Source organism: Micromonospora sp. CPCC 205561, from assembly GCF_036906775.1.
GTDB lineage: Bacteria > Actinomycetota > Actinomycetes > Mycobacteriales > Micromonosporaceae > Micromonospora.
On sequence record NZ_JBAKHV010000046.1, the window covers coordinates 1 to 24,078 of the forward strand.

A 24,078-nucleotide genomic window follows, 5' to 3' on the forward strand; every position below is an offset into this window, starting at 1 on the left:
GCCCCCGCGCGGCGGCGTCCGGCGGCGCGCGGGCCGGCCGTCCGGCCGGTCGCCACGCCCGGGGACGACGGCCGGTGTGCCGGGCGCGGCGCGGGGGCCACGATTCGGGTCGGTGGGGTGCGCGGCCCCGCGGCGCGCCGGATAGGGTCGTGGGTATGACCCACCAGGTGCACGCCTTCGAGCCGCCGGAGCGGTTCGTCGCCGGGACTGTCGGGCCGCCGGGGGAGCGCACGTTCTTCCTCCAGGCGCGCGGCGGTGGCCGGCTGGTCAGCGTCGCGCTGGAGAAGGTCCAGGTGTCCCTGCTCGCCGAGAAGCTGGAGGAGCTGCTCTCCGAGGCGCAGCGCCGCTTCGGCGTGGAGCTGTCCGAGGCGGTGACCGCGGTCGGCGACAACGACCCGCTGGACACGCCCGTCGACGAGGAGTTCCGGGTCGGCACGCTGGGCCTGGCGTTCGACGTCGACACCGCGACGGTGGTGATCGAGGCCATCGCCGCTGGCGAGGGGGAGGCCGAGGTCGAGCTGGGCGAGCCCGACGACGAGGACGTCGACGACGAGGACGAGGAGCCGGACGACGACCTCGACCGGCTCCGGGTGCGGCTGACGCCCGAGGCCACCCGCGAGTTCATCGAACGGGCCCGGCGGGTGGTCAACGCCGGCCGTCCCCCCTGCCCGCTCTGCGGCCAACCGTTGGACCCGGCCGGCCACCTCTGCCCGCGCCACAACGGTTACCACCGGTGACGTCGTCGGACCTCCAGCCCCGACAGGACGGCGAGGCCGCGCTCCGGTTGCTCCGCGACGGCCAGCTCGACCTGGAGGGGCGGCTCGTCGACGCCTCCAACACCACGCTGCGGGGCGTGCTGACCCTCGACGGGGCGACCGCCCGCTGTGTCTACAAGCCTGTGCGGGGCGAGCGCCCGCTCTGGGACTTCCCGGACGGCACCCTGGCCGGCCGGGAGGTCTCGGCCTACCTGGTCTCCCGGGCCACCGGGTGGGACCTGGTGCCGCCGACGGTACTGCGTGACGGCCCGTTCGGCCCGGGCTCGTGCCAGCTCTGGATAGCCGAGCCGGAGGACGCGGAACCGCTGATCGGCTTCGTGCCGGCCGACGCCCTGCCGCCCCGCTGGTTCCCGATCGCCGCGGCCCGTGACGACGATGGCACGCCGTACCTGCTGGCCCATGCCGACGATCCGCGGCTGGCCCGGCTCGCGGTGCTCGACGCGGTGATCAACAACGCGGACCGCAAGGGCGGGCACGTGCTCCTCGGCCCGGACGACCGGATCCACGGCGTCGACCACGGGGTGAGCTTCCACGTCGAGGAGAAGCTGCGCACGGTGCTCTGGGGCTGGGCGGGCCGGCAACTGCCCGCGGACGCCGTGGAGATGCTCGACGGGCTCGCCGGCCAGCTCGCCGGGGCGCTCGGCGCCGAGCTGGCCGAGCACCTGACCCTCCGGGAGGTCGCCGAGCTGGCCGCCCGCGTCGACCGGCTGCGGGACAGCGGCCTCTTCCCGCAGCCGTCGCAGGAGTGGCCGGCGGTGCCCTGGCCCCCCATGTGATGCGTCCGTCGGGGCGCTCCGCGGCCCCGGGCATCCGCTCGCGAGTTGTCACGATGATCACTGCGGGGCGGTCCTGCCGCGCCGCGCCGGCTGGCTAGGCTGACGGTCATGGACTCTTGGGCGGGACATGAGGTGCCGCGGCTGCCCGGCAGGGGCGGGCCGCTGTCGTTGTTCGACTCCGCGCGGCAGGGCGTCCACCCCAGCGATCCGGCCGGCACCGCGACCATGTACGTCTGCGGGATCACCCCGTACGACGCCACCCACCTTGGCCACGCCGCCACCATGATCGCGTTCGACCTGGTGCAGCGGGTGTGGCTCGACGCCGGCCGGGACGTGCGTTACGTGCAGAACGTCACGGACATCGACGACCCGCTGCTGGAGCGGGCCGAGCGCGACGGCGAGGACTGGAAGGTCCTGGCGATGCGGGAGACGGCGCTGTTCCGGGAGGACATGGAGGCGCTGCGGATGATCCCGCCGGCGCACTACGTCGGCGCGGTCGAGTCCATCCCCGACATCGCCGACAAGGTTCTCCTGCTGCTCAAGGACGGGGCCGCGTACCGCCTCGACGACGGCACCGGCGACGTCTACTTCGACGTCAACGCGGTGCCCCGCTTCGGCTACGAGTCCCACCTGACCCGCGAGCAGATGCTGGAGATCTTCCCGGAGCGCGGCGGCGACCCGGACCGGCCGGGCAAGCGCGACCCGCTCGACCCGCTGCTGTGGCGCGGCGCCCGCGAGGGCGAGCCCTCCTGGCCCGGCGGCGAGCTGGGTGCCGGCCGGCCCGGCTGGCACATCGAGTGCGCGGTCATCGCGCTCAATCTGCTCGGCGACCGGATCGACGTGCAGGGCGGCGGCAACGACCTGATCTTCCCGCACCACGAGTGCTCCGCCGCGCACGCCGAGCGGCTCACCGGCTCCGCGCCGTTCGCCGGGCACTACGTGCACGCCGGGATGATCGGCCTGGACGGCGAGAAGATGTCGAAGTCGCGCGGCAACCTGGTCTTCGTCTCCCGGCTGCGTGCCGACCACGTCGACCCGATGGCCGTCCGGCTGGCCCTGCTCTCCGGGCACTACCGCGCCGACCGCGCCTGGACCGACGAGCTGCTCGCGGCCTCCGGGGAGCGGCTGGCCCGCTGGCGGCAGGCCGCCGCCGCGCCCGCCGGGCCGTCGGGCGAGGAGTTCCTGGCCGGCGTACGCGCCCGCCTCGCCGACGACCTGGACTCGCCGGGCGCTCTCGCGCTGGCCGACGGCTGGGCCGAGGCGACCCTCGCCGGCACCGGCGACGACCCGTCCGCCCCCGCCCTCTTCGCCACCACCCTGGACGCCCTCCTGGGCCTCCACCTCTGACCCACCCCCGCCCCGCTCCCGCCCCGCCCCCGCCCTCCCCCTCCACGTCGCCGATCTTGCACTTTCGGCCCCTGGTTCGCGGCCTTCGTCCCGATTCCGGGGGCGAGAAGTGCAAGATCGACGAGTGGGAGTGGCGCGGGGAGAGGGGGAAGGGGAGGGGGTTAGGTGAGGACCAGGCCTGGGTCGGGGTCCGGGTCCGGGGTGGGGGCGGGGATCCGGTACTCCTCGGTCAGGGTGGTGACCGGGCCCGGCCAGGTGGCCTGGGCGACCTCGATCGGCTTGCGGTGCCCGTCGTACGCCACGTGCAGCAGGTGCAGCACCGGGGTGTCGGGACGGATCTGGAGCGTCTCGGCCTCCTCCCGGCTCGGCTGGCGGGCGCTGATCGTGTCGGTGGCCGAGACGTACCGCCGGCCGGTGGCCTCCTCGGCCTCCTGGTAGAGCGGGCGGCCGAACGCCTCGGTGCGCTCCAGGGAGGTGCCGGCGGTCTCGGCGGGCAGGAACCACGAGGCGCCCACCTCGACGGGGGAGTCCTCGGTGCGTACGAGGTGGCGCCGGCAGAGCAGTTCGGTGCCGTCGGCGACCCCGAACGCGTCCGCCACCTCGGGCGGGGCGGGGGCCCGGCCGACGGAGACGAGCTGCTGCCGATATCGCGCGGCAAGGTCGGTGTGGTAGCCGCGGAAGCCACCGTAGCGGCCCCGGGAGAGCCGGTTGAGCCGCCGTCGGGTGCCTCGCACGTACGTCCCGGAGCCGGGCTTGGTGATCAGGATGCCCTCGACCCGCAGCTGGTCGACGGCGCGCTGCACGGTCTGCTTCGCCACCCCGAACATCTCGGCGATGGCCGGGATGGACGGCAGCCGCTCGCCCGGCCCCCAGTCACCGCGGCGGATCTGGGCCTTGAGCTGCGCGGCGATCTGTCGGTGCGGGAACTCGGCCGCGCCCGGATTGATCTGCATACCCGCCTCCTCGATCACAGCTAGGTTCCTAGGATGCCGTACAGGTGGTGACCGCGCCACCCCGGACACGCCGAAGCGCCGTGCCCCGGACGGCGATCGTACGGGGCACGGCGGTGAACAGGGCGGGGCTGGCTACCAGGAACCGGCGGTGGGGCCGGCCGAACCGCCCCGGCGCCGCAGGTACTTCTCGAACTCCTGGGCGATCTCGTCGCCGGTCAGCGGGGTGATGCCCGCGTCACCGACGCGTTCCTCCAACTCGCGTACGTACTCGCCGAGCTCGGCGTCCTGCTCGGCGGCGCCGCGCACCCGCTGCTCCCACTCGGCGGCCTCCTCGGCGAGGTCGGCCATCGGCACCGGCAGGTCGAGCACCTCCTCGACGCGGTGCAGCAGGGCCAGGGTGGCCTTCGGGCAGGGCGGGTTGTTGGCGTAGTGCGGCACGTGCACCCAGAACGAGACCGCGTCGACCTCGGCCCGGTTGCACGCGTCGTGCAGCACGCCCACGATCCCCGTCGGCCCGTCGTAGCGGGTGGGGGTGAGCTGGTAGCGCCGGGCGGCCTCCGCGTCGGAGGCGCTGCCGCTGATCGGCAACGGCCGGGTGTACGGCACGTCGGCCAGCAGCGCGCCGAGCACCACCACCCGCTCGACCTCCAGGCTGTGGCAGATCTCCAGCACCTGGTCGCAGAAGGTGCGCCAGCGCATGCTCGGCTCGATGCCCCGGATCAGTACGACGTCCCGCTCCGTGCCCTCGGGACTCGCCACCATGAAACGCGTCGTCGGCCACTCCACCCGACGGGTCTCGCCCTCGGCCATGGTGATGGTGGGGCGGCTGACCTGGAAGTCGTAGAAGTCCTCCGGGTCAAGTTCGGTGACCTCCCGGGCCTGCCACACCTGCTCCAGGTGCTCGACGGCGGCGGTGGACGCGTCGGCGGCGTCGTTCCAGCCCTCGAACGCGGCGATCGCCACGGGGGACCGCAGCACCGGCAGTCCGTCGAACTCGGTCACGCCGTCACCTCACCCTGCTCGTCGGGGGCGGCGCCGGGACCGGACCCGGTCGTCCGCCCGCCGGGCGTGGTGCTGTCGCTGTAGTCCTTCACGTCCGTCAGCCTACGTGTCGGGGCCGGATGCGGCCCGTCGGCCGCGCCGGTCGGCCCCGGCGTCGCCCGGCGGTACCACGAATAACCGGAAACCGTGATCCCGGTGACACAATGTGGGAAGGCACCTACGGAGGAATCCCCGGGGCCGTCGCGGCACTAACCTGTTCCCGTGCGCACCTCACTGCTCGACGTACTGGCTGACCGGATCCTCGTCGCCGACGGCGCCATGGGCACGATGTTGCAGGCGGCCGACCTCACCCTGGACGACTTCGAGGGCCACGAGGGCTGCAACGAGGTCCTCAACGTCACCCGGCCGGACGTCGTGCGCGGGGTGCACGAGGCGTACCTGGCCGCCGGCGCGGACTGCGTCGAGACGAACACCTTCGGGGCCAACCTGGCCAACCTGGCCGAGTACGACATCCAGCACCGCATCCGCGAGCTCTCCGAGGCCGGGGCCCGCCTCGCCCGGGAGGCGGCCGACGCCTACGCCACCCCGGAGCGGCCCCGCTTCGTGCTGGGCTCGATCGGCCCGGGCACCAAGCTGCCCACTCTCGGGCACGCCCCTTACGCCACCCTGCGCGACGCCTACCAGGAGAACGCCGAGGGTCTGATCGAGGGCGGCTCGGACGCGCTGATCGTGGAGACCTGCCAGGACCTGCTCCAGGTCAAGGCGGCCGTGGTCGGCTCGAAGCGGGCCATGGCCCGGCTCGGCACGACGGTCCCGATCATCTGCCACGTGGCCGTGGAGACCACGGGCACCATGCTGGTGGGCAGCGAGATCGGGGCGGCGCTGGCGGCCATCGAGCCGCTGGGGGTCGACCTGATCGGGCTGAACTGCTCGACGGGGCCCGCCGAGATGGGCGAGCACCTGCGCTACCTCTCCCAGCACTCCCGGATCCCGCTGTCGGTGATGCCGAACGCGGGCCTGCCGGTGCTGACCGCCGACGGGGCGTACTTCCCGCTGACCCCGGTCGAGCTGGCTGACGCACTGGAGCGGTTCGTCACCGAGTACGGGGTCGCGCTGGTGGGCGGCTGCTGCGGCACCACCCCCGAGCACATCCGGGTGCTCTCCGAGCGCCTGCACGGCAGGAGCCCGGCACCCCGCGACCCGCGGCACGAGGCGGGCGTCTCGTCGGTCTACCACCCGGTGTCGTTCGCCCAGGACGCGTCCCTGCTGATGGTGGGGGAGCGGACCAACGCCAACGGCTCGAAGGTGTTCCGCGAGGCCATGCTCGCCGGCGACTGGCGGGCCTGCGTGGAGATCGCCCGCAGCCAGGCCCGCGACGGATCGCACCTGCTGGACCTCTGCGTCGACTACGTCGGGCGCGACGGCACGCAGGACATGCGGGAGCTCGCCGGCCGCTTCGCCACCGCCTCCACCCTGCCGATCATGCTCGACTCGACGGAACCGGCGGTGGTCGAGGCGGGGCTGGAGATGCTCGGCGGCCGGTGCGTGGTCAACTCGGTCAACTTCGAGGACGGCGACGGGCCGGAGTCCCGGTACGCGCGGGTGATGTCCGTCGTCCGGGAGCACGGCGCCGCCGTGGTGGCGATGCTCATCGACGAGGAGGGGCAGGCGCGGACCGCCGAGTGGAAGGTGCGGGTCGCGGGCCGGCTGATCGACGACCTCACCGGGCGGTGGGGGATGGACCGCGCCGACATCATGATCGACGCGCTGACCTTCCCGATCGCCACCGGCCAGGAGGAGACCCGGCGCGACGGCATCGAGACGATCGAGGCGATCCGGGAGATCACCCGCCGCTACCCGGGTGTCAACTTCACCCTCGGCATCTCCAACGTCTCCTTCGGGCTCAACCCGGCCGCCCGGCAGGTGCTCAACTCGGTCTTCCTGCACGAGTGCCAGCAGGCCGGCCTGACCAGCGCCATCGTGCACGCCAGCAAGATCCTGCCGTTCAACAAGATCCCCGACGAGCAGCGGCAGGTGGCGCTGGACCTCGTCTACGACCGGCGCCGCGAGGGCTACGACCCGGTGCAGAGGTTCATCGAGGCCTTCGAGGGCGTCGACGCCGCGTCGGCGCGGGCCGGGCGCGCGGAGGAACTGGCCGCGCTGCCGCTTGAGGAGCGACTCAAGCGGCGGATCATCGACGGGGAGCGCAACGGCCTGGAGGCCGACCTGGACGCGGCGATGGCGCAGGGGCGCGCCCCGCTCTCCATCATCAACGACATCCTGCTCGACGGCATGAAGGTCGTCGGTGAGCTCTTCGGCTCAGGCCAGATGCAGCTGCCGTTCGTGCTCCAGTCGGCCGAGGTGATGAAGACCGCGGTGGCGTACCTGGAGCCGCACATGGAGAGCGCCGACGACGGCGGCAAGGGCCGCATCGTGCTGGCCACCGTCCGCGGCGACGTGCACGACATCGGCAAGAACCTGGTCGACATCATCCTGTCCAACAACGGCTACGAGGTCGTCAACATCGGCATCAAGCAGCCGATCAGCGCGATCCTGGAGGCCGCCGAGCAGCACCGCGCCGACGCCATCGGCATGTCCGGGCTGCTGGTCAAGAGCACCGTGATCATGAAGGAGAACCTCGCCGAGATGGCGACGCGCGGGGTCGCCGAGCGCTGGCCGGTCCTGCTGGGCGGGGCGGCGCTGACCCGGGCGTACGTCGAGGACGACCTGCGGTCGATGTTCCCCGGCCAGGTGCACTACGCGCGCGACGCCTTCGAGGGGCTCTCCCTGATGGACCGGGTGATGACCGCGAAGCGCGGCGGCGCGCCGGTCATCGACGCGGAGCGGGAGGCGGCGCTGGCGGCCCGCCGGGCGCGCCGCGAGCGGCAGCGGGCCATCGTCACGGAGTCGCTGCCGGAGCTGGACGACGCCTCGGTCCGCTCCGACGTGGCCACGGACGTGGAGGTGCCCGCCGCCCCGTTCCTGGGCACCCGGGTGGTCAAGGGCGTGCCGTTGGCCGACTACGCGGCGCTGCTCGACGAGCGGGCCACCTTCCTCGGTCAGTGGGGCCTGCGGGGCGCCCGCAGCGGGCAGGGCCCGTCCTACGAGGAGCTGGTGGAGACGGAGGGCCGGCCCCGGCTGCGCTACTGGCTGGACCGGCTGATCGCCGACCAGGTGCTGGAGGCGGCCGTCGTCTACGGCTACTTCCCGGCGTACGCCGAGGGCAACGACCTGGTGGTGCTGGACGAGAACGGGCACGCCGAGCGGGCCCGGTTCTCCTTCCCCAGGCAGCGGCAGGAGCGGCGGCTCTGCCTGGCCGACTTCTTCCGCCCGCGCGGCGACCAGCTCGACGTGGTGGCGTTGCAGCTGGTGACCGTCGGGCAGCCGATCAGCGAGTACACGGCGAAGATGTTCGCCCGCAACGAGTACCGCGACTACCTGGAGGTGCACGGGCTCTCCGTGCAGCTCACCGAGGCCCTCGCCGAGTACTGGCACCGACGGATCCGGTCCGAGCTGACCCTGCCCGGCGGCCGTACGGTGGCCGACGACGACCCGGCGGACCTGGCGGGTCTGCTGCGCACCGACTACCGGGGCTGCCGGTACGCGTTCGGCTACCCGGCCTGCCCCGACCTGGAGGACCGGGCGAAGATCATGGAGCTGCTGGGTGCGGAACGGATCGGCGTGCAGCTGTCGGAGGAGTTCCAGCTGATCCCGGAGCAGGCGACCGACGCGATCGTGGTGCACCACCCGGAGGCGAGCTACTTCAACGCCAAGTGACGAGGGCAGGACTTCGGGCAGCCGGGGCTCAGCTGTCGTCGCGCGGGGAGGCGGGCTGTAGCGCGGTGGTCGTGGCGATCGCGACCGCGAGCGCCGCGAGCAGCGCCAGCGTGACGAGGCTGGGCAGCACGGTCGTCGCCGGCGCGGCGAGCGCCACCAGCACCAGCCCGAGCGTCCGGCGCCGGCAGCGGCCGCCTCGGGCGGTCCTGCGGATCAGCCGGTCGCCGGCGAGGAACACGAGCACGCCGCCGTGCAGGGCGGCGTGTCCCAGCGGTCCCAGCGGCGCGGCCGGCTGCTCCGCCACCCGCGCCAGCGTCGTGGTGAGGCCGAGGGCGACGAGGATCAGCCCGGCGACGATCAGCAGGTGCAGGTAGGTGTAGGCGTCCCGGCCGAGGGCGGCCCCGAGCGACCCCGTCGAGACCTGCGACATGCGCCGGTGCAGGATGCGTTCGGTGCCGACGTAGGTCCACCACAGGGCGGCGAGCAGGGTCACGATCAACGCGACGGCCGACAGGGCGGCCAACGAGATCGACGTGTCGGCGAGCGCGACCCCGGTGGAGATGAACCCCTCCCCGAAGGCGACGAGGACGATCAGGTTGTACCGCTGCGACCAGTGCTCCAGGGAGCGGATCCGCCAGTTGCCGGGACCGACCAGGTAGCCGCCCAGCAGGTCGACCACCAACGCGGTCGCCCAGCACGCCGCGCTGAGCGGCGGGATGGCCTCGCCGGCCGGGGGGAACGTCGACGTCGCGCCCACCAGTAGGGCGAGCGCCGCCGTGGCGGGCACGGCGGCCCGGACGGTCTGGGCCCGCAGCGCCGGATCGGAGCCGGCGGCCCGGCGGAGCGCCACGAGTTGCAGCACCCGGACGGCCACGTAGCAGGTCACGACGATCAGCGGGCCGGGGAGTCCGCCGGGAGCACGGTTGAACGCCTGGGGGATGGCGATGCCGAGCACGAGGATCAGCGCCGCGGCCGCCAGGACCGTGACCCGTACCGGCGTGGTGACGCGGCGCGTCACGCCGCCCAGCCAGGCGTACAGACACCACGCCCACCAGAGCAGGACCAGGATCCCGAGCCCCTGGGCCAGCCCCGCCGCGGACGGCTGGCGGGCCACCAGGACGGTGATCTGGATGAACGCGTACACGAAGATCAGGTCGAGGAAGAGCTCGTGCGGGCGGACGACCGTGATCCGCCGTACCGTGTCGGCGACCGTGCCGTGCAGCCGGCGGTGCCGGCCCCGGAAGACGGTCTGGTCGGCCAGCACGACGGCGGCCATGACGCCGGCGAGGACCGCCAGCGCCCCGAGCGCCGGCAGGCGCAGCGCCAATGGTGCGGTGCCGGCGAGCAGCGCGATGCCGAGCAGCACGCTGCGTCCCACCAGGTCGAACGCGCGCTTCTCGAAGGCCAGGAGCCCGAGCAGGTAGAGCAGCGCCCCGCCGTACAGGACGAGCGCACCGCCCGTGTCCCAGCGCTGCGCGGTGCTCGCCTCCGTCGCGCTCAGGGCTTGTTTGAGGCCGAGCGCGAGCAGGATGAGGCCGCCCACCATCGGCAGGTGCAGCAGGGCGTACGCGTCGCGGCTGACCAGGGACGCGAGGTCGCTGCGCCGCCGCAGGGAGTGCTCGGCGGCGAACCTCGCGAGGTCGAAGTAGGTCCACCACAGCACGACCACCACGACGCCGCCCAGGGCCGACCCGCCGAGCACCGACCAGGTGATCGGCGGGTCGCCGACCAGTCCGCGGCTGGTGCCGATGGAGATGATCGTCTCACCGAGGGCGACGAGCAGGATCAGGCTGTGCCGCTCCGCCCAGTGGCCCACCGACGTGAGCTGCCAGTCGCCCGCGCCGATCGTCGCGAGGCCGGCGAGGTCGATGACGGCGGCGACGGCGAACAGCGCCGTCTGCGCGAGGTGTACCGGGGGCCAGGCCGGCAGCAGGGCGGGCAGGGACGCGGCGGCCAGCAGCAGTGGGACGCTGACGCAGAGCGGCAGCCACGCGTGGCGCGGGAAGAGAGGCCGGTCGCTGGCGTTCAGGCCGGCGAGGGTGGTGACCGCCAACGGCCCCAGGCGGACCAGGACGAAGGCGACGGCGAATATGAGCGGACCCCACAGGCCGCCCGGTCGGTCGGTGAAGGCCACCGGCAGGGTGACGGCGGCCACGAAGACACCGGCCGCCGCCGCGAAGACGACCAGTGGCATGACGCCCCGGTCGAAACGCACCGTGTTTCCGAACCAGGCATACGAGGCCCAGCACCGCCACAGCAGCGCGACCACCAGGAATCCCTGGAACAGCCCGACGGGGCCGAAGTTCGCCGACATCAACTCGGTGACGTTGACGAACGCGTAGACGAAGACCAGGTCGAGGAAGAGTTCCAGGCGCGTCACCCCGCCTGGCCCGAGCTGGACGCGAGGGGACACGGCGGCGCGGATCCGCCCGGCCCCCGACGCGCTCATCGCCACCCGACCACTCTGTCAACCGGCGGGCGGGCGGAGCGCGGGATCGGCCAAGCCCGCGCCGCGAGGTCGGCGGCGTTCGGCGGCGCGGTGCCGGCGGCCGGCGCCTTGCCGACGTCTGCCATGCTCGGGCCGGTGACGACCGGCCGCCCCGCCCCGCCCCGCACCCACCGCCGGCCCCGCAGCCGCCGCGTGCGCATCGCACTGGTGTCCGGCGCCGTGGCGGTGCTCCTCGCCGTCGCAGTGGTCGCCGCGGTGGTCGTGGTGCCGCTGGTGCGCCCGCCGGGCCCGCGCCCGCTGTTCCAGCTTCCCGTCGCGTGCGGCGAGACGTGGCAGCTGGGTACCTACCCGGGCCACGACGACTTCGACGTGGACCTATTTCCCACCGAGGGTGAGGCGTGGGGGCGGCCGGTGCTCGCCTCCTACGCCGGCGAGGTGACCGTCGCGGGGATCAACGGTTCCCTGGGCGGGCGCAACCCGCGTAACCCGGACGGCCCGCGGGGGCGCGGTGGCGGCTACTGGGTGAAGATCGACCACGGGGGCCGGTGGGAGACGCAGTACCTCCACCTGCTCGAACCGCCCCTGGTCCGGGTCGGCCAGCGGGTGGCCCAGGGCGAGCAGATCGGGCGGGTCGGCAGCACCGGCAACTCGGGCGCGCCGCACCTGCACTACGAGCAGCGGCGGGGCTGGGAGAAGGTCGAGGCCCACTTCGACGGTGCCCCGTCGGGCATCACCCACGACGACACCGAATACACGGTCAGGCGTACGAGCAGGAACTGCGTCCCCGGGTGACCGCACCGACCGGCGTGGCGTCAGTGGCTCCCGCCCGCGTCCGGGTCCGTGCCGTAGGTGTCGTGCAGGGGGAACTCGTTGACGTAGCGTCGCCGGCCCAGGGGCGTGAGGTCCAGGAAGGTGTAGGTGTTCACCAGCGTCTCGAGGCCGCGCCCGTACACGGAGTAGGTGTGCAGGACGCGCTCGCCGTCCCGGACGAAGACGCTCAGCCCGTGCGACTCGCCCCGCATGTGGTCGGTGAGGCCCGCCGCGGCCAGGGCGTCGGCGTCCTTGTAGTTGTATTCGACGGGTGCGACGGTCGGGTCCATGGTGACGTGGAAGTCGTAGTTGAAATCGCTGCCGTGCGACGAGTACCAGGGAAACGTCCAGCCCATTCGGGACCTGAAAGCCGAGATGGTGGGGAACGGGGCACGCGAGACCACGGCGAGGGTGGTGTCGCTGACGTGCAGGTGCGCCGGGTGCCCGAAGTTGTCGACCAGCAGTGAGCAGGCGGTGCACCCCTCGGACCACTGCGGGTCGAACATGAAGTGGTAGACGATCAGCTGTCGTCGGCCCTCGAACATGTCCGCCAGCCCGACGGGGCCGGCGGGGCCGGTGAAGGAGTAGTCCTTCTCGACGGCGACGGCGGGGAGTTGGCGTCGGAGGGCGGTCACCTCGTCGCGCAGGCGGGTGATTTCCTTCTCCCGGTCGAGCAGCTTCCTGCGCGCGTCGACCCACTGGTCCCGGGAGACCAACGTCAGATCATTCATGTGCACACGCCTTTCCGTCGGAGCGCCTGAGACATTCATATCTGTCGGTGGACCGTCGCACCACCCTTCCCCAAAGCCGCGGGAATCCCATTCCCTCGTGCTGTTCGCTGCTCTCGGCGGCCCGGCGCCGTGCCCGGGCAGGTGGGGCGGCGGCGGGTGACGTGTCCGGCGGGTGCGCCCGGGGGCGCACCCGCCGCACACGACGGCGAAGTGAGCAACGTCGAAGAGGTTTCCGCCGCGTCGGCGTGCGACGCGGGTGCGCTGCCGCGCCCGGGGTCACCGAGGCGGCGCCGGCGGCAGGACCCGGCGCGCCTAGTATCGGCTGCGGTCAACTGGGCCGAGGGGGAGCGGGGGCGGATGGGGCAGCGGGCGGTACGCGAGGCGGGGGCCCTGCTGGCGCGGGCTCGGCGCGTCGTGGTCTTCACCGGCGCCGGCGTCTCCGCCGAGAGCGGCGTGCCGACCTTCCGCGACGCCCTCACCGGCCTGTGGGGGCGCTTCGACGCGCAGCGGCTCGCCACGCCGGCGGCGTTCGCCGACGATCCCGAACTGGTGTGGGGCTGGTACGAGTCGCGGCGCGCGGCCGTGCGGCGGGCGCTTCCGAACGCCGCGCACGTGGCCGTGGCCGCGATCGAGGCGCGGCTGCCGGGCACGGTCGTCGTCACCCAGAACGTCGACGACCTGCACGAGCGCGCCGGTTCGGTGGCGCCGATCCACCTGCACGGCAGCCTGTTCGCGCCGCGCTGCTCGGCATGCGCGGCTCCCGCCCCGGTGCCGCCGGCGGCGGAGGAGCCGGGCGAAGGCCGGTCGGCTCCGCCCCGGTGCGGGCGCTGCTCGGCGTTGGTCCGGCCCGGCGTGGTGTGGTTCGGCGAGGCCCTGCCGGCGGCGGCGTTCGAGGCCGCCGTCGAGGCGGCCTCCGCCTGCGACCTGCTGCTGACGGTGGGCACCTCGGGCCTGGTGCACCCGGCCGCGGAGATTCCCCTGGTGGCCGCCCGGCTGGGCGCCTCGGTGGTGCAGGTCAACCCGGGGGAGACGCCCCTGGACGGCGTCGCCGACGTGAACCTTCGCGCGCCGGCCGCCGAGGTGCTTCCCGAACTCGTGCGGGCCGCCTGGGGCGTCGACGTGGCGTGACGGCGGTTGTCAGGAGGGGCGGCTCATGCCGAGCTGCTCCAGCCAGCCGTCGACGTCGTACCCCTGCTCCTCGGCCCGGTCGAACCAGCCGGCGGCGCGGCCCGCGTCGGTGGGCACGCCGGAGCCGAGGAGATACATCACGCCCAGGGTGGCCGCGGCCCGCGCGTTGCCGGCCGCCGCCGCCCGCTCGTACCAGCCGGCCGCGGCGGCCTCGTCGCGGGGGAACCCGCGCCCGCTGGCGTGGGCGGCGGCGACGTTGTACAGGGCGCGCGGGTGGTCGCGGTCGGCGGCGCGCAGCAGCCACTCCCGCGCCGCCTCCTCGTCCGGCGGCACCACGTCCCCGGTGCCGTACAGGACGTGCAGCTCGAACATGGCGTCGGCGTTGCCGGCCGCGGCGGCCCGCCGGTGGTGCGCGACGGCGGCCCCGCCGTCGCCCCGCAGGTAGTGCACGATGCCGGACCAGTAGTTCGCCTCCCCGGTCGGGTCGTCGGCCCGCAGCGGCTCCAGCAGCGTCAGAGCGTGCGGCCCGACCCGGTCCACGGCCTCCCGGCCGAGGGCGGCGAACAGGTACGCGCCCTGGCGGTCGCCGTGCCGGGCCGCCTCGGCGAAGCAGCGCAGCGCGGAGTCCAGCTGTTCGGTCCCCCCGACGGGGAACGGGTGCGGCGACGGCCACGTGGGCGTCCACCCGACGCGCGGGTCGAGCAGCCGACGTCCCAGCGGCACCCAGGCGGTGCTCCGGCCGGCGAATGCCGCCGCCGTGTAACCCCGGACCAGCACGTCGTACGCCTCGACCGGCAGGATCCCGATCATCGCGTCGCCGCGCACGATCCGGCCGTCGAGTTCGAGGCACAGCCCTTCGAGGTACGCGGCGTCGAGCGGCTCGGCCGCCATCAGCCGCTCGACCTCGGCGAGCAGCGCGCCGCCGGGTGCGGACGGGGCGGTGGCGGGGGTGAGGGTCACGGGCTCACCCTAGTGTCGCCGCCCGGGCGCCGCGCGAGCCGGTCCGGGCGAAACGCCGTCCTCGGGTGCTCCGTCCCTCATGGACGGCGGGCCGGGTGCGGCGCCGCAGGCAGGGCCGGGCGGAACCCGGTGACTGCGCGATAGATTGGCGGCGCGGCACCTGCCGCCCCCTCCCCGAGTCGACGAAGGTTCCCCGTGATGGCGAGAAGCCGTGTGGCGTCGGCCGACGAGCGCAGCCGGGTGGACGGTCGGCGACGCCACCTCGGCGCCGTGCTGCGCCGGGTGCACCTCGGCGGCGCGATCTCGCGCGCGGAGCTGGCCGGGGCGATGGGCGTGAACCGCAGCACGGTCATGGCGCTGACGGCGGAGCTGGCGGCGGCGGGTCTGGTGCGTGAGGAGCGGCCCGCGCCGAGTGGTCGGGCGGGGCGGCCGTCACTCGTGGTCCGGCCGGAGCCGGCCCGGGCCTACGTGCTGGCCTTCGACATCGCGGTGGACCGGCTGGTGGCCGCGCGGGTCGGCCTCGGCGGGACGGTGCTGGACCGCCGGGAGGCGCCCCGGCTGCGCGCCGGTGCCGACCTCGACACGGTCGCCGGCACGCTGGCCCGGCTGGGGCGGGAGTTGTACGGCGCGGCGGCGCCACGGTCGGTGTGCGTGGGGGTCGGTGCGTCGTACTGCGGCATGATCCGGCGGGGCGACGGCATGGTCCGGTTCGGGCCGGACATGGGCTGGGTGGACCAGGCGTTCGGCGCCGAACTGGGTCGGAGGCTGGCTCTGGGCCTGGCGGTCTCGGTGGGCAACGAGGCGCACCTGGGGGCGCTGGCCGAACACACCCGGGGCGCGGGTGTCGGGATCCAGAACCTGGTCTACCTGCACGGGGACGTCGGCGTCGGCGGCGGGATCATCGTCGGCGGCGAGCTGCTCGACGGCGACGGCGGGTACGGCTCCGAGGTGGGCCACATGGTGGTCAACCCGTACGACGGGCGCCCCTGCGGCTGCGGCTCCCGGGGCTGCCTGGAGGCCGAGGTCGGCGAGCGGGCGTTGCTCGACGCCGCCCGCCGGCCCCCGGGGCTCATCGGCCGCGACGCGGTACGGGCGGTGGTGCGGGCAGCGGACGAGGGTGACGAGGCGGCGCGGGAGGCGTTGCGGCGCATCGGCGACTGGCTCGGCATCGGGGTGGCGAACCTGATCAACCTCTTCAACCCCGGCATGGTCATCTTCGGCGGCGTGCTGCGCGACGTGTACCCCGGTGCGGCGGCGCCGGTGCGCGGCCGCGTCGCCGAGAACGTGCTGCCGATATCCCGCGAGCGGGTGCGGCTGCGCATCTCCGCGCTCGGCGACGACGCGACCCTGCTCGGCGCCGCCGACCTGGCCTTCGCCCCGCTCCTGGCCGACCCGTTGGCGACGTTCAGGGACCGGGCGGCCGGGGGCCACGGGCACGGCTGACGCCCGGCGCGCCCCCTCCCGCCCCGGAACCGCGCGCGACCAGACCTATCGGCAAGCATCTATTGACAGGGGAGCCGCCTCCGACCGACGCTGAGAGAGCGCTCTCTCAGTCGTCCACCACCAGGAGGGTCACGTGAATCTCCGAAGAAGGCTGCTCGCCGTCCTGTCCGCCCTGGTCGCCGCCGTCCCGGTGACCGTCGCCGCCGCGCCCCCCGCCCAGGCCGTCGGTCCCGCGTTGCTGCCCGTCACGGTCAGCAACAGCAGCGGCCGTGGCGAGGCCGTCCACCTGTACGTCATCGGCGTGCAGCTCTCCAGCGGCCGCCTCGGCTACGTGAACCAGGGCGGCACCTTCGTCCCGTGGTCGGGTGGGCAGCTCCCGCCGTCGCCGGCACCGGACGCGTCGATCCCGGGGCCCGGCAACGGCGCCAGCACGACGATCCGGTTCCCGCGCGGGTTCTCCGGTCGCGTCTACTTCTCCTTCGGCGAGAAGCTCAAGTTCTTCCTCACCCCCGACGGCCTGGTACAGCCCGCGCCGTGGGCGGCCGGCGACGCCAACCGCGACATCCTGTTCGACTGGAGCGAGTTCACCTACAACGACGCCGGGCTGTGGCTGAACAGCTCCCAGGTGGACATGTTCGCGGTGCCGCACGCGGTCACGGTGACCGGCGCGACCGGCGTCACCAGGCGCACGGGCGACGTCGTCGCGAACGGCCGCAACGCGATCATCGAAGGCATCCGTTCCCAGCCCGGCTGGGCCAACACGGTGCACACCCGCGCCGACGGGACCGTGCTGCGGGTGCTCGCGCCCGGCAAGGCGGCCGGCGCGGGCCTGTTCAGCCCCACCTACCTGGACTCCTACATCGCGTGGGCGTGGAACGCGTACACGACCAGGACGCTGACCGTGGTGCCCTTCGCCAACCAGCCGAACATCCGCTACTTCGGCCGGACGTCGGGCAACGTGATGACCTTCACCAACGGGGCCGGCCAGGTCGTCGCCTCCTTCAACCGGCCCTCGTCGGCGAGCGTCTGGGGCTGCGACGGCGACCTGCCCGCACCGAACGACCCGGTCGTCGGCCCGATCTCCCGGACGCTCTGCGCGGCACTGAACCGGGGCACGCTCGGCACCATCGACACGCAGCCCAGCACCAACGCCGCCGAGTTCTACCGCAACAACCCCACCAACCACTACGCCCGCGTCATCCACGCCAACATGACCGACGGCAGGGCGTACGCCTTCGCCTTCGACGACGTCGGCGCGTTCGAGTCCCTCGTCCACGACGGCGACCCCCGCGCCGCCGGCATCGTCCTGAGCCCGTTCGGGGCGGGCGGCGGCGGACCGGGGAACCCCGGCGGCGCGGTGCCGGTGGTGAGCGCCTGGAACAACAAGTGCCTCGACGTGCCGAACGCGAACTTCGTCGACCGCGCGCAGGTGCAGATGTGGAGCTGCAACGGCACCGCCGCGCAGCAGTGGACGTTCACCGGCGACACCCTGCGCAGCCAGAACAACAAGTGCCTGGACGTCGACGGCGGCGCGACCGGCAACGGCGCGGTCGTGCAGCTCTACTCGTGCAACGGCACGGGCGCGCAGCGGTTCACCCTGAACTCGGCCGGTGACCTGGTCAACCTCCAGTCCGGCAGGTGCGTCGACATCCGGGACCTCAACGGCGCCGACGGCGCGAAGCTCCAGCTCTGGGACTGTGCGGGCACCGCCAACCAGAAGTGGCGCAAGGGCTGACCCGTCGCGGCGTACGGCCGGTCCCGCCGCCGGCGGGGCCGGCACCGCGACCCGGGCCGTGAACGGCCGCACGGCGCGCCACGGCCCCTGGGCCGGGGCGAGGGACGTCCGCCGCGCCCGCTGTGCCATCGTGGTCCTTCCATCCGGGCGGCCGGGCGGCGGCCCCGGGAGACCCGGTCGCGGCGGGCGTGTCGGCGCAAGGGGAGGGGCGATGGGGGAGCAACCGGCCGGGCCGCTGCGCGGCATCGTGGTCGCGGACTTCTCGCGGATCCTGGCCGGGCCGTACGCGACAATGCTCCTGGCCGACCTCGGCGCCGAGGTGATCAAGGTGGAGGGGCCCGGCGGGGACGACACCCGGGCCTGGCAGCCGCCCGTGCGGGAGGGTACCTCCACCTACTACCTCGGCGTCAACCGCAACAAGCGCTCCATCGCCCTCGACCTGGCCGACCCCGCCGACCTGGACGTCGCCCGGGAACTCGCCCGTCGCGCCGACGTCATGATCCAGAACTTCCGCCCCGGCGGCCTGCGCCGCTTCGGCCTCGACTACGACAGTGTCGCGGCGGTCAACGAGCGGATCGTCTACGCCTCGATCAGCGGGTTCGGCGCCGGTGCCGGCGCGGCCCTGCCCGGCTACGACCTCGTCGTCCAGGCCGCCTCCGGCCTGATGAGCCTCACCGGCGAGCCGGACGGCCCGCCCTACAAGGCGGGCGTCGCGGTCCTCGACGTGATCGCGGGCCTGCACGCGGCGGTCGGCGTCCTCGCCGCCCTGCACCACCGCGAACGATCCGGCGTCGGCCAGCACGTCGAGGTCGACCTGCTCTCCTCCGCGCTGTCCGGGCTGGTCAACCAGGCCAGCGGCCACGTCGCCGGCGGCGTGACGCCGTTCCGGATGGGCAACGCGCACCCCAGCCTCTTCCCGTACGAGCCGCTGCCCACCGCCGACGGCGACCTCGTGGTGATCGCCGGCAACGACGGCCAGTTCCGCAGGCTGTGCCAGGTGCTCGGCGTGCCCGAGCTGCCCGACGACCCCCGGTTCGCGCGCAACCGGGACCGCACGGTCAACCGGGAGGCCCTGCGGCCCCTGCTGGTCGCGCGACTGGCCCGGCGGAGCCGCGACGAGTGGTTCCGGGACCTGCGCGCGGCGGGCGTGCCGTGCGCCCCGATCAACACCGTCGCCGCCGGCGTGGACCTGGCCCGCGAACTCGGGCTCGACCCGGTGGTCACCGCGGGTGGGGTGCCCGGCGTCCGCAACCCGATCGGCCTCACCGCCACCCCGCCGCGCTACGACCTGCCGCCGCCGGGGCTCGACGAGCACGGCGACGAGATCCGGAACTGGCTGGCCGGCTGACGCCCGCTCCCGCCACATTCCGGGCGCCCGCCGCCGACCGCGCGGCCGCCCCCTGCCGGCAGGAGGGGTCAGCGACCAGGTCATCAGGCCCTTCAGGCCGCCACGGTAGGCGTTCCACGCCTGCGCCACCGTCGCCGGTGCCATGTGGCCGCCGCCGGCGCCGGGCTGCGCCGGCAGTCCGGGGACCTGCTTGTCGTACGGGACCCGGATGGTGGTGCCCTGAACGACCAGCCCGGCGTTGAGGCAGTCGGTCTGGGCGGTGAAGCCCTGCACGGTTCCGGCCGGGTAGGAGTCGCCGGAGCAGCCGTACATGCTGCCGTTGTAGTACTGCATGTTCAGCCACCAGAGCCGGCCGTTGTCGGCGTACCGCTTGATGACCGGCAGGTACGCGCCCCAGATGGAGCCGTAGGTGACGCTGCCACCGGTGACGTACGCGGTCTCCGGTGCCATGGTGAGGCCGAAGCCGGCGGGCATCTGCGCGAGCACCCCGTCGATGATGCGGATGAGGTTCGCCTGCGACGGCGAGAGCTGGGAGATGTTCCCGCTGCCGGTGAGCCCGGTCTCGATGTCGATGTCGATGCCGTCGAAGTTGTACCGCTTGAGGATCGGCACGACGGTCGCGACGAACCGGTCGGCGACCGCGGCCGAACTGAGGTCGATGCCGGCGGTGGCGCCACCGATGGACAGGAGGATGGTCAGGCCGGCGGCCTTGGCGCGGCACATCTCGGCGGGGGTAGGCACCCTGACGGTGGAGTCCATGCCGTCCTCCCAGAGCACGGTGCCGTCGGCGCGGATGACCGGGAACGCCGCGTTGATCACGTTGTACCCGTGCGCGGGGATCCGGGGGTCGGTGATCGGGATCCACCCCAGCGGCGGGTAAACGCCGTTCGCCGCGCCGTCCCAGTTCTCCCAGTAGCCCTGGAGCACCTTGCCGGCCGGCTTAGGCTTGCCGGCGCAGGTGTCCGGGCCGGGGGGCGTGGGCGTCGTGGTGGGCGTGGGCGTGGCGGGTGGTGTCGGCGTCGCGGTGGGGGAGGGCCCCGCCGTGGTGGTCGGGGTGGGCGACGGCGTGCCGCCGCCGTCGCAGGCGCCGAGGTCCCTCCAGAGGGAGGGCGTCGCGGCGGGGTTCCAGCCGGCGCCCGGCGGGGGCGTGTGCGTCACCAGCGCCTGGCTCCTCGTCAATGGCGGGAGGCTATCAGTTAGCTTTGTTGATCGTAAGCGGCGAGGCATGGACCGGACCCGCCCGGTAAAACTTTTCGCCGACATAGATCATTGTCGTGGAGCTATTCTGCGAAATTGGATACCCTCCTGTGGATTCACCTGGCGTCCATCGTGGAGGAGACCGAGCATGCGCAGAATGATGTCGGCGATCGGGGCCGGAGCGATGCTGACCGTGGGGCTGCTCGCCGGCGCCGGCCCGGCGCAGGCGGCGAGCTGCACGCTCGTGCAGTCCGAGATCTACAACGGGGCCAACATCATCGCCTGGTCGCAGGGCCTGCGGGGCTGCTCCGGCGACGTCTACTGGGAGATCCAGTCGGGCGACGCCGGCGGCTGGCAGGTCGCGCAGAGCGGCACCACGCACTACGACGACGAGGTCCAGAGCTACTACGGCGACATCGAGCTCCCCTGCTACCTGCGCGTCTACGCGAAGTTCGGCACCCAGGAGAAGCTGACGCAGCCGGCGCACAACAACAACTGCGCCGGCTGACGCGCGGGCCGGACGGGGCGAGGTGCGTGCCCCGTCCGGCCCGGTTCCCGACGCCGGCTACGGGGCCGGATACCGCGCGACGTAGACCGGCGCGCCGACCCGCGTCATGTCGGCCGCCGCACCCACGCCGTTGACCACGTGGTCGATCGTGCCGGCGCTCAGGTTGACGGTCATGATGTGGTGCAGCCGGACGCCCGGGGTCACCGGCACCTCGAAGCCGTTCTCGGTGTGGATCGACGGGTTGTTCTGGTTGAACACGTACACCCCGCCGCCGTGCAGGGTGTGGTGTCGCACCCGGTCGCCGACCTTGTAGCCGGCCCACCCCTCGACCTCGCCGTTCATCCAGTCGGCCTGCGTCGGCGGGTCGTACGGCAGTTCGTTCTGGTAGAGGATCGTGGTGCCGTGCTCGCCGTTCCAGACGGTGTTGTACCGCTGGAAGTGCTCGACGAAGAGGCCGGTGGCCGTCACGTGGTCGCCGTTGATGACCGCGCCGTAGCGGCCGGTGTTGGTCCGCCACCGGTCGGTGTCGCCGTTGACGCCCTCGGTGAAGCCCTCGACGCCGTGGTCCCCGCGCCACACCCAGGTGTGGTCGATGAGCACATGGTCGGCGTTGACCTCCAGCGCGGTGTCCGTCCTGCCGACGTGCGGCCCGCCGACGCGGAAGTACACGTCGGAGAGGGTGATCGGGTTGCCCGGGGTGCTGGCGTTGCGGCCGTGTTCGCGGCCCACCCGCAGCAGTACCGGCGACTCGGTCGGGCCGGCGTCTACGGTGACCCCGGCGACGACCACGCCGGGCACGCCGGCGACGTCCAGCGGGATCGCGCCGTTCGCGGCGGTCAGCGTGGCGTGCCCGATGCCGAGCACCACCGTGTCGGGCCGTTTCACCTCGATGCTGCGCGCGATGTCGTAGACGCCGGGGGTGAGCAGCAGGTGCTTGCCGCGGGCGAGTTCGCGGTTGATCACCCGCACCGGGTCGGAGGGCTTGGCGACGAAGAAGTCCCCGATGCCGATGGTCCGACCCGGCGTCATGCCGTCGGCCCAGGAGACGCCCCGGCTGTCGCGCCGGGCCGCGGGCACCCGGACCTGGTACCGGCCCCGGTCGTCGACGAACAGGTACGGCTTCTCCCGGCTCAGCGGGGTGGTCTCCAGCGTGGTGTACGGCGGGTCGGGGAAGCCGGCGTCGTCGGGGGCGCCCACGGTGCCCGCGAAGACCTGGTTCCACACTGCGTTGGACCAGCTCTCGACCTCGCTGTTGCGGGTCAGCCACTGCTGCTGGGAGCCGTTGGTGGTGACGGGCAGCCGCGAGTCGGCGATGAAGCCGCCGCTGGCGAACTGCGGGCCGGCCGTGCAGTAGTCCATCAGCGACAGCTCACCGCCGCCGATGTCGAGGCGGCGCATCGACACCGCCTGGGAGACCGCCCAGAAGTTCGCCGACGAGCGGCAGCCGTCCTGGCCGGCGGCGTTGATCGAGATCGACAGGTTGGACAGGGTGCGCCAGAAGTTGACCAGGGCGATGCAGTTGCCGGTCCCGCCGCCTTCGAGGCAGCGGTTGTAGACCTCCACCTTCCCGTTGACGGTCACGTCGGTGGGGGAGGCGCCCAGGCCGGAGACCTCGGTGTAGTAACCGACCTTGACCTGCAACGGCTGCGCGGCGGTGCCGTAGCTGCCGGGCTTGAAGAGGTACGCGTGCCGCGCCGTGCCCATCTCGGCGTCGACCTGCCGGGTGTGCGCCGCGTCGAGGGTCGCCTGGATCTCGGCGACCGGCGTGCCCGGCTCGAAGATCGTCACATTCGGCCCGAAGTCCGGGGTGCCGTGCCGGGGCGGGCCGGCGAGGGCGGCCGGGCCGGTCGCGCCGACGGCCGTCGTCAGCACGAGCCCGAGCCCGAGCGCCCGGCGGAGCCGCCGCCCGGTGGGGGACTGCAATCTCATTCGCTTCGTCCTCTCCGCCGGCCGACGGCGTTCCGGCGCGGCGACGTGGGGGTGGGGAGGTGCTGAGAGAGCGCTCTCTGATGCATCCGGACTTGTATCACGCCGTGAAAAAAGGGATCGACACGTTTCTACCCTGGAAACGCGCCGGGCGCCACCGTGGAGCCTCGGCGGCCCGCTCCGCCCGCACGAACCGGGTGCCCGCCCGGCCGGCGGAGGGCGTGGAGCGGCCCCCGCGCTCGTGCCGTACCCGCCGATGGGACACCATCTCCGGATGCTGCTGATCGTTCCCGCGGACCCGCTGCGGCCGGGGCGTCCCGACGCCCACTTCGCGCCGGAGGCCCGCGCCGCGTGGGAGGCCGGCGTCGAGGTGACGCTCGTCGACCACGACGCCCTCGTCCGGGGTGAGGACATGGCGCGGGCGGTGTCGCGGATGCCGGCCGAGAGCGTCGCGGTCTACCGTGGCTGGATGCTGCGCAGCGAGCGGTACGCGGCCTTCGCCGCCGCGCTGGCCGAACGGGGGGTCGCGCTGCGCACGACCGGCGAGCAGTACCGGCGTGCCCACGAGCTGCCCGGCTGGTATCCCGACCTGCTCGGGTGGACGCCGCCCTCGGCGTGGACGGCCGGGTCGCGGCGCGACGACTTCGACCGGGCGCGGCGCGCGCTCGGTGGCGGGGCGGCGGTGCTGCGTGACTACGTCAAGTCGATGAAGCACCACTGGCACGAGGCGGCGTTCATCGCGGACCTCGACGACGGCGACGCCGCCTGGCGGGTGGCCAGCCGTTTCCTCGACCTGCGCGGGGACGATCTCGTCGGCGGCCTCGTGCTGCGCCGCTTCGAGCCGTTCACCACCGCCGAGGTCCGTACCTGGTGGGTCGACGGCGCCTGCGTCCTGACCGGCGCCCACCCGGACAGCCCGCACGACGCGCCGCCCGAGGCCTTCGATCCGGCCCCGGTCGGTGCGTCGGTCGCGGCGCTGGGGCTGCCCTTCGTGACCGTGGACCTGACCCTGCGCGCCGACGGCGTCTGGCGCGTCGTCGAGCTCGGCGACGGGCAGGTCAGCGACCGCCCCCGCACCGTCGAACCCGGGGTGTTCGTCGACGCCCTGTTCCGCCCCTCGGCCTGAGAGGGCTCGGCCGCACCGGGAAGCGCCGCGCCGGCGTCAGGCCGGGCCCCGGGCGGTCCGGTGTGGCGCGGCGGGACTCCGGTTAG

At 73.6% G+C, this 24,078-nt stretch carries 17 protein-coding genes and 1 pseudogene; 11 read left to right on the forward strand and 7 right to left on the reverse strand.

Going from position 1 to position 24,078, the window contains the following annotated elements; translation table 11 throughout:
- Positions 1-155 precede the first annotated feature (155 nt).
- The 3 genes from V6V16_RS21550 (at position 156) to mshC (ending at position 2,899) form a co-directional block, all read left to right on the forward strand.
- On the forward strand, positions 156-737 hold the full coding sequence (locus V6V16_RS21550) for a DUF3090 domain-containing protein (protein WP_334564728.1): 582 nt from the start codon (positions 156-158) through the stop codon (positions 735-737).
- Positions 734-1,552 carry an SCO1664 family protein gene (locus V6V16_RS21555; protein WP_334564730.1) on the forward strand — a complete coding sequence of 273 codons (819 nt, stop codon included), beginning with the start codon at positions 734-736 and terminating at the stop codon, positions 1,550-1,552. Before V6V16_RS21550 ends, V6V16_RS21555 begins: the two co-directional genes overlap by 4 nt.
- A gap of 108 nt (positions 1,553-1,660) precedes the next feature.
- Entirely contained in the window at positions 1,661-2,899 is a 1,239-nt protein-coding gene (mshC, locus tag V6V16_RS21560; RefSeq protein WP_334564732.1) for a cysteine--1-D-myo-inosityl 2-amino-2-deoxy-alpha-D-glucopyranoside ligase, read from the forward strand.
- 161 nt (positions 2,900-3,060) lie between these two features.
- On the opposite strand, the gene V6V16_RS21565 is transcribed toward mshC, so the two are convergent.
- Both V6V16_RS21565 and V6V16_RS21570 read right to left on the reverse strand, forming a co-directional pair.
- Positions 3,061-3,852 carry a GntR family transcriptional regulator gene (locus tag V6V16_RS21565; RefSeq protein WP_334564733.1) on the reverse strand — a complete coding sequence of 264 codons (792 nt, stop codon included), beginning with the start codon at positions 3,850-3,852 and terminating at the stop codon, positions 3,061-3,063.
- A gap of 132 nt (positions 3,853-3,984) precedes the next feature.
- Complete coding sequence (locus V6V16_RS21570) at positions 3,985-4,854, reverse strand: PAC2 family protein (protein WP_334564735.1); 870 nt, start codon at positions 4,852-4,854, stop codon at positions 3,985-3,987.
- 261 nt (positions 4,855-5,115) lie between these two features.
- Between V6V16_RS21570 and metH the strand changes: the two genes are divergently transcribed.
- On the forward strand, positions 5,116-8,631 hold the full coding sequence (gene metH, locus V6V16_RS21575) for a methionine synthase (RefSeq protein WP_334564737.1): 3,516 nt from the start codon (positions 5,116-5,118) through the stop codon (positions 8,629-8,631).
- A 28-nt stretch (positions 8,632-8,659) separates the two neighbouring features.
- Here the strand turns inward: metH and V6V16_RS21580 are convergent, their stop codons facing one another.
- The gene (locus tag V6V16_RS21580) at positions 8,660-11,080 is read right to left on the reverse strand and encodes a low temperature requirement protein A (RefSeq protein ID WP_334564790.1); all 2,421 of its coding nucleotides are present in this window, start codon (positions 11,078-11,080) and stop codon (positions 8,660-8,662) included.
- Positions 11,081-11,215: 135 nt separating this feature from the next.
- Here V6V16_RS21580 and V6V16_RS21585 point away from each other — a divergent pair, with 135 nt between their 5' ends.
- Entirely contained in the window at positions 11,216-11,872 is a 657-nt protein-coding gene (locus V6V16_RS21585) for a M23 family metallopeptidase (protein ID WP_442934127.1), read from the forward strand.
- Positions 11,873-11,892: 20 nt separating this feature from the next.
- Here V6V16_RS21585 and V6V16_RS21590 read toward each other — a convergent pair whose 3' ends face one another.
- Positions 11,893-12,621, reverse strand: a complete 729-nt coding sequence (locus tag V6V16_RS21590) for a DUF899 domain-containing protein (protein ID WP_334564741.1) — start codon at positions 12,619-12,621, stop codon at positions 11,893-11,895.
- 357 nt (positions 12,622-12,978) lie between these two features.
- On the opposite strand from V6V16_RS21590, the gene V6V16_RS21595 reads away from it, so the two are divergent.
- On the forward strand, positions 12,979-13,749 hold the full coding sequence (locus V6V16_RS21595) for an SIR2 family NAD-dependent protein deacylase (protein WP_334564743.1): 771 nt from the start codon (positions 12,979-12,981) through the stop codon (positions 13,747-13,749).
- 9 nt (positions 13,750-13,758) lie between these two features.
- On the opposite strand, the gene V6V16_RS21600 is transcribed toward V6V16_RS21595, so the two are convergent.
- Positions 13,759-14,709 (reverse strand): tetratricopeptide repeat protein, encoded by a 951-nt coding sequence (locus V6V16_RS21600; RefSeq protein WP_334564745.1) that lies wholly within the window; start codon positions 14,707-14,709, stop codon positions 13,759-13,761.
- A 198-nt stretch (positions 14,710-14,907) separates the two neighbouring features.
- On the opposite strand from V6V16_RS21600, the gene V6V16_RS21605 reads away from it, so the two are divergent.
- From V6V16_RS21605 to V6V16_RS21615, 3 genes are all read left to right on the forward strand, one after another.
- Entirely contained in the window at positions 14,908-16,152 is a 1,245-nt protein-coding gene (locus V6V16_RS21605; RefSeq protein ID WP_334564747.1) for an ROK family transcriptional regulator, read from the forward strand.
- Between the two features lie 133 nt (positions 16,153-16,285).
- Positions 16,286-17,887, forward strand: coding sequence for a beta-1,3-glucanase family protein (locus tag V6V16_RS21610; RefSeq protein WP_334564748.1), 1,602 nt, complete (start codon positions 16,286-16,288; stop codon positions 17,885-17,887).
- Positions 17,888-18,098: 211 nt separating this feature from the next.
- The gene (locus V6V16_RS21615) at positions 18,099-19,235 is read left to right on the forward strand and encodes a CaiB/BaiF CoA transferase family protein (RefSeq protein WP_334564749.1); all 1,137 of its coding nucleotides are present in this window, start codon (positions 18,099-18,101) and stop codon (positions 19,233-19,235) included.
- Between the two features lie 48 nt (positions 19,236-19,283).
- On the opposite strand, the pseudogene V6V16_RS21620 reads toward V6V16_RS21615, so the two are convergent.
- A pseudogene (locus tag V6V16_RS21620) lies at positions 19,284-20,402 on the reverse strand (chitinase); the annotation flags it as partial.
- 178 nt (positions 20,403-20,580) lie between these two features.
- Between V6V16_RS21620 and V6V16_RS21625 the strand changes: the two are divergent.
- Positions 20,581-20,940 (forward strand): hypothetical protein, encoded by a 360-nt coding sequence (locus tag V6V16_RS21625; RefSeq protein WP_334564750.1) that lies wholly within the window; start codon positions 20,581-20,583, stop codon positions 20,938-20,940.
- Positions 20,941-20,997: 57 nt separating this feature from the next.
- Here the strand turns inward: V6V16_RS21625 and V6V16_RS21630 are convergent, their stop codons facing one another.
- Positions 20,998-22,869: an adenylyl cyclase gene (locus V6V16_RS21630; RefSeq protein ID WP_334564752.1), complete on the reverse strand. Its 1,872-nt coding sequence runs from the start codon at positions 22,867-22,869 to the stop codon at positions 20,998-21,000.
- A 271-nt stretch (positions 22,870-23,140) separates the two neighbouring features.
- Here V6V16_RS21630 and V6V16_RS21635 point away from each other — a divergent pair, with 271 nt between their 5' ends.
- Positions 23,141-23,992 carry an ATP-grasp domain-containing protein gene (locus V6V16_RS21635; RefSeq protein ID WP_334564754.1) on the forward strand — a complete coding sequence of 284 codons (852 nt, stop codon included), beginning with the start codon at positions 23,141-23,143 and terminating at the stop codon, positions 23,990-23,992.
- The last annotated feature ends 86 nt before the right edge of the window (positions 23,993-24,078 follow it).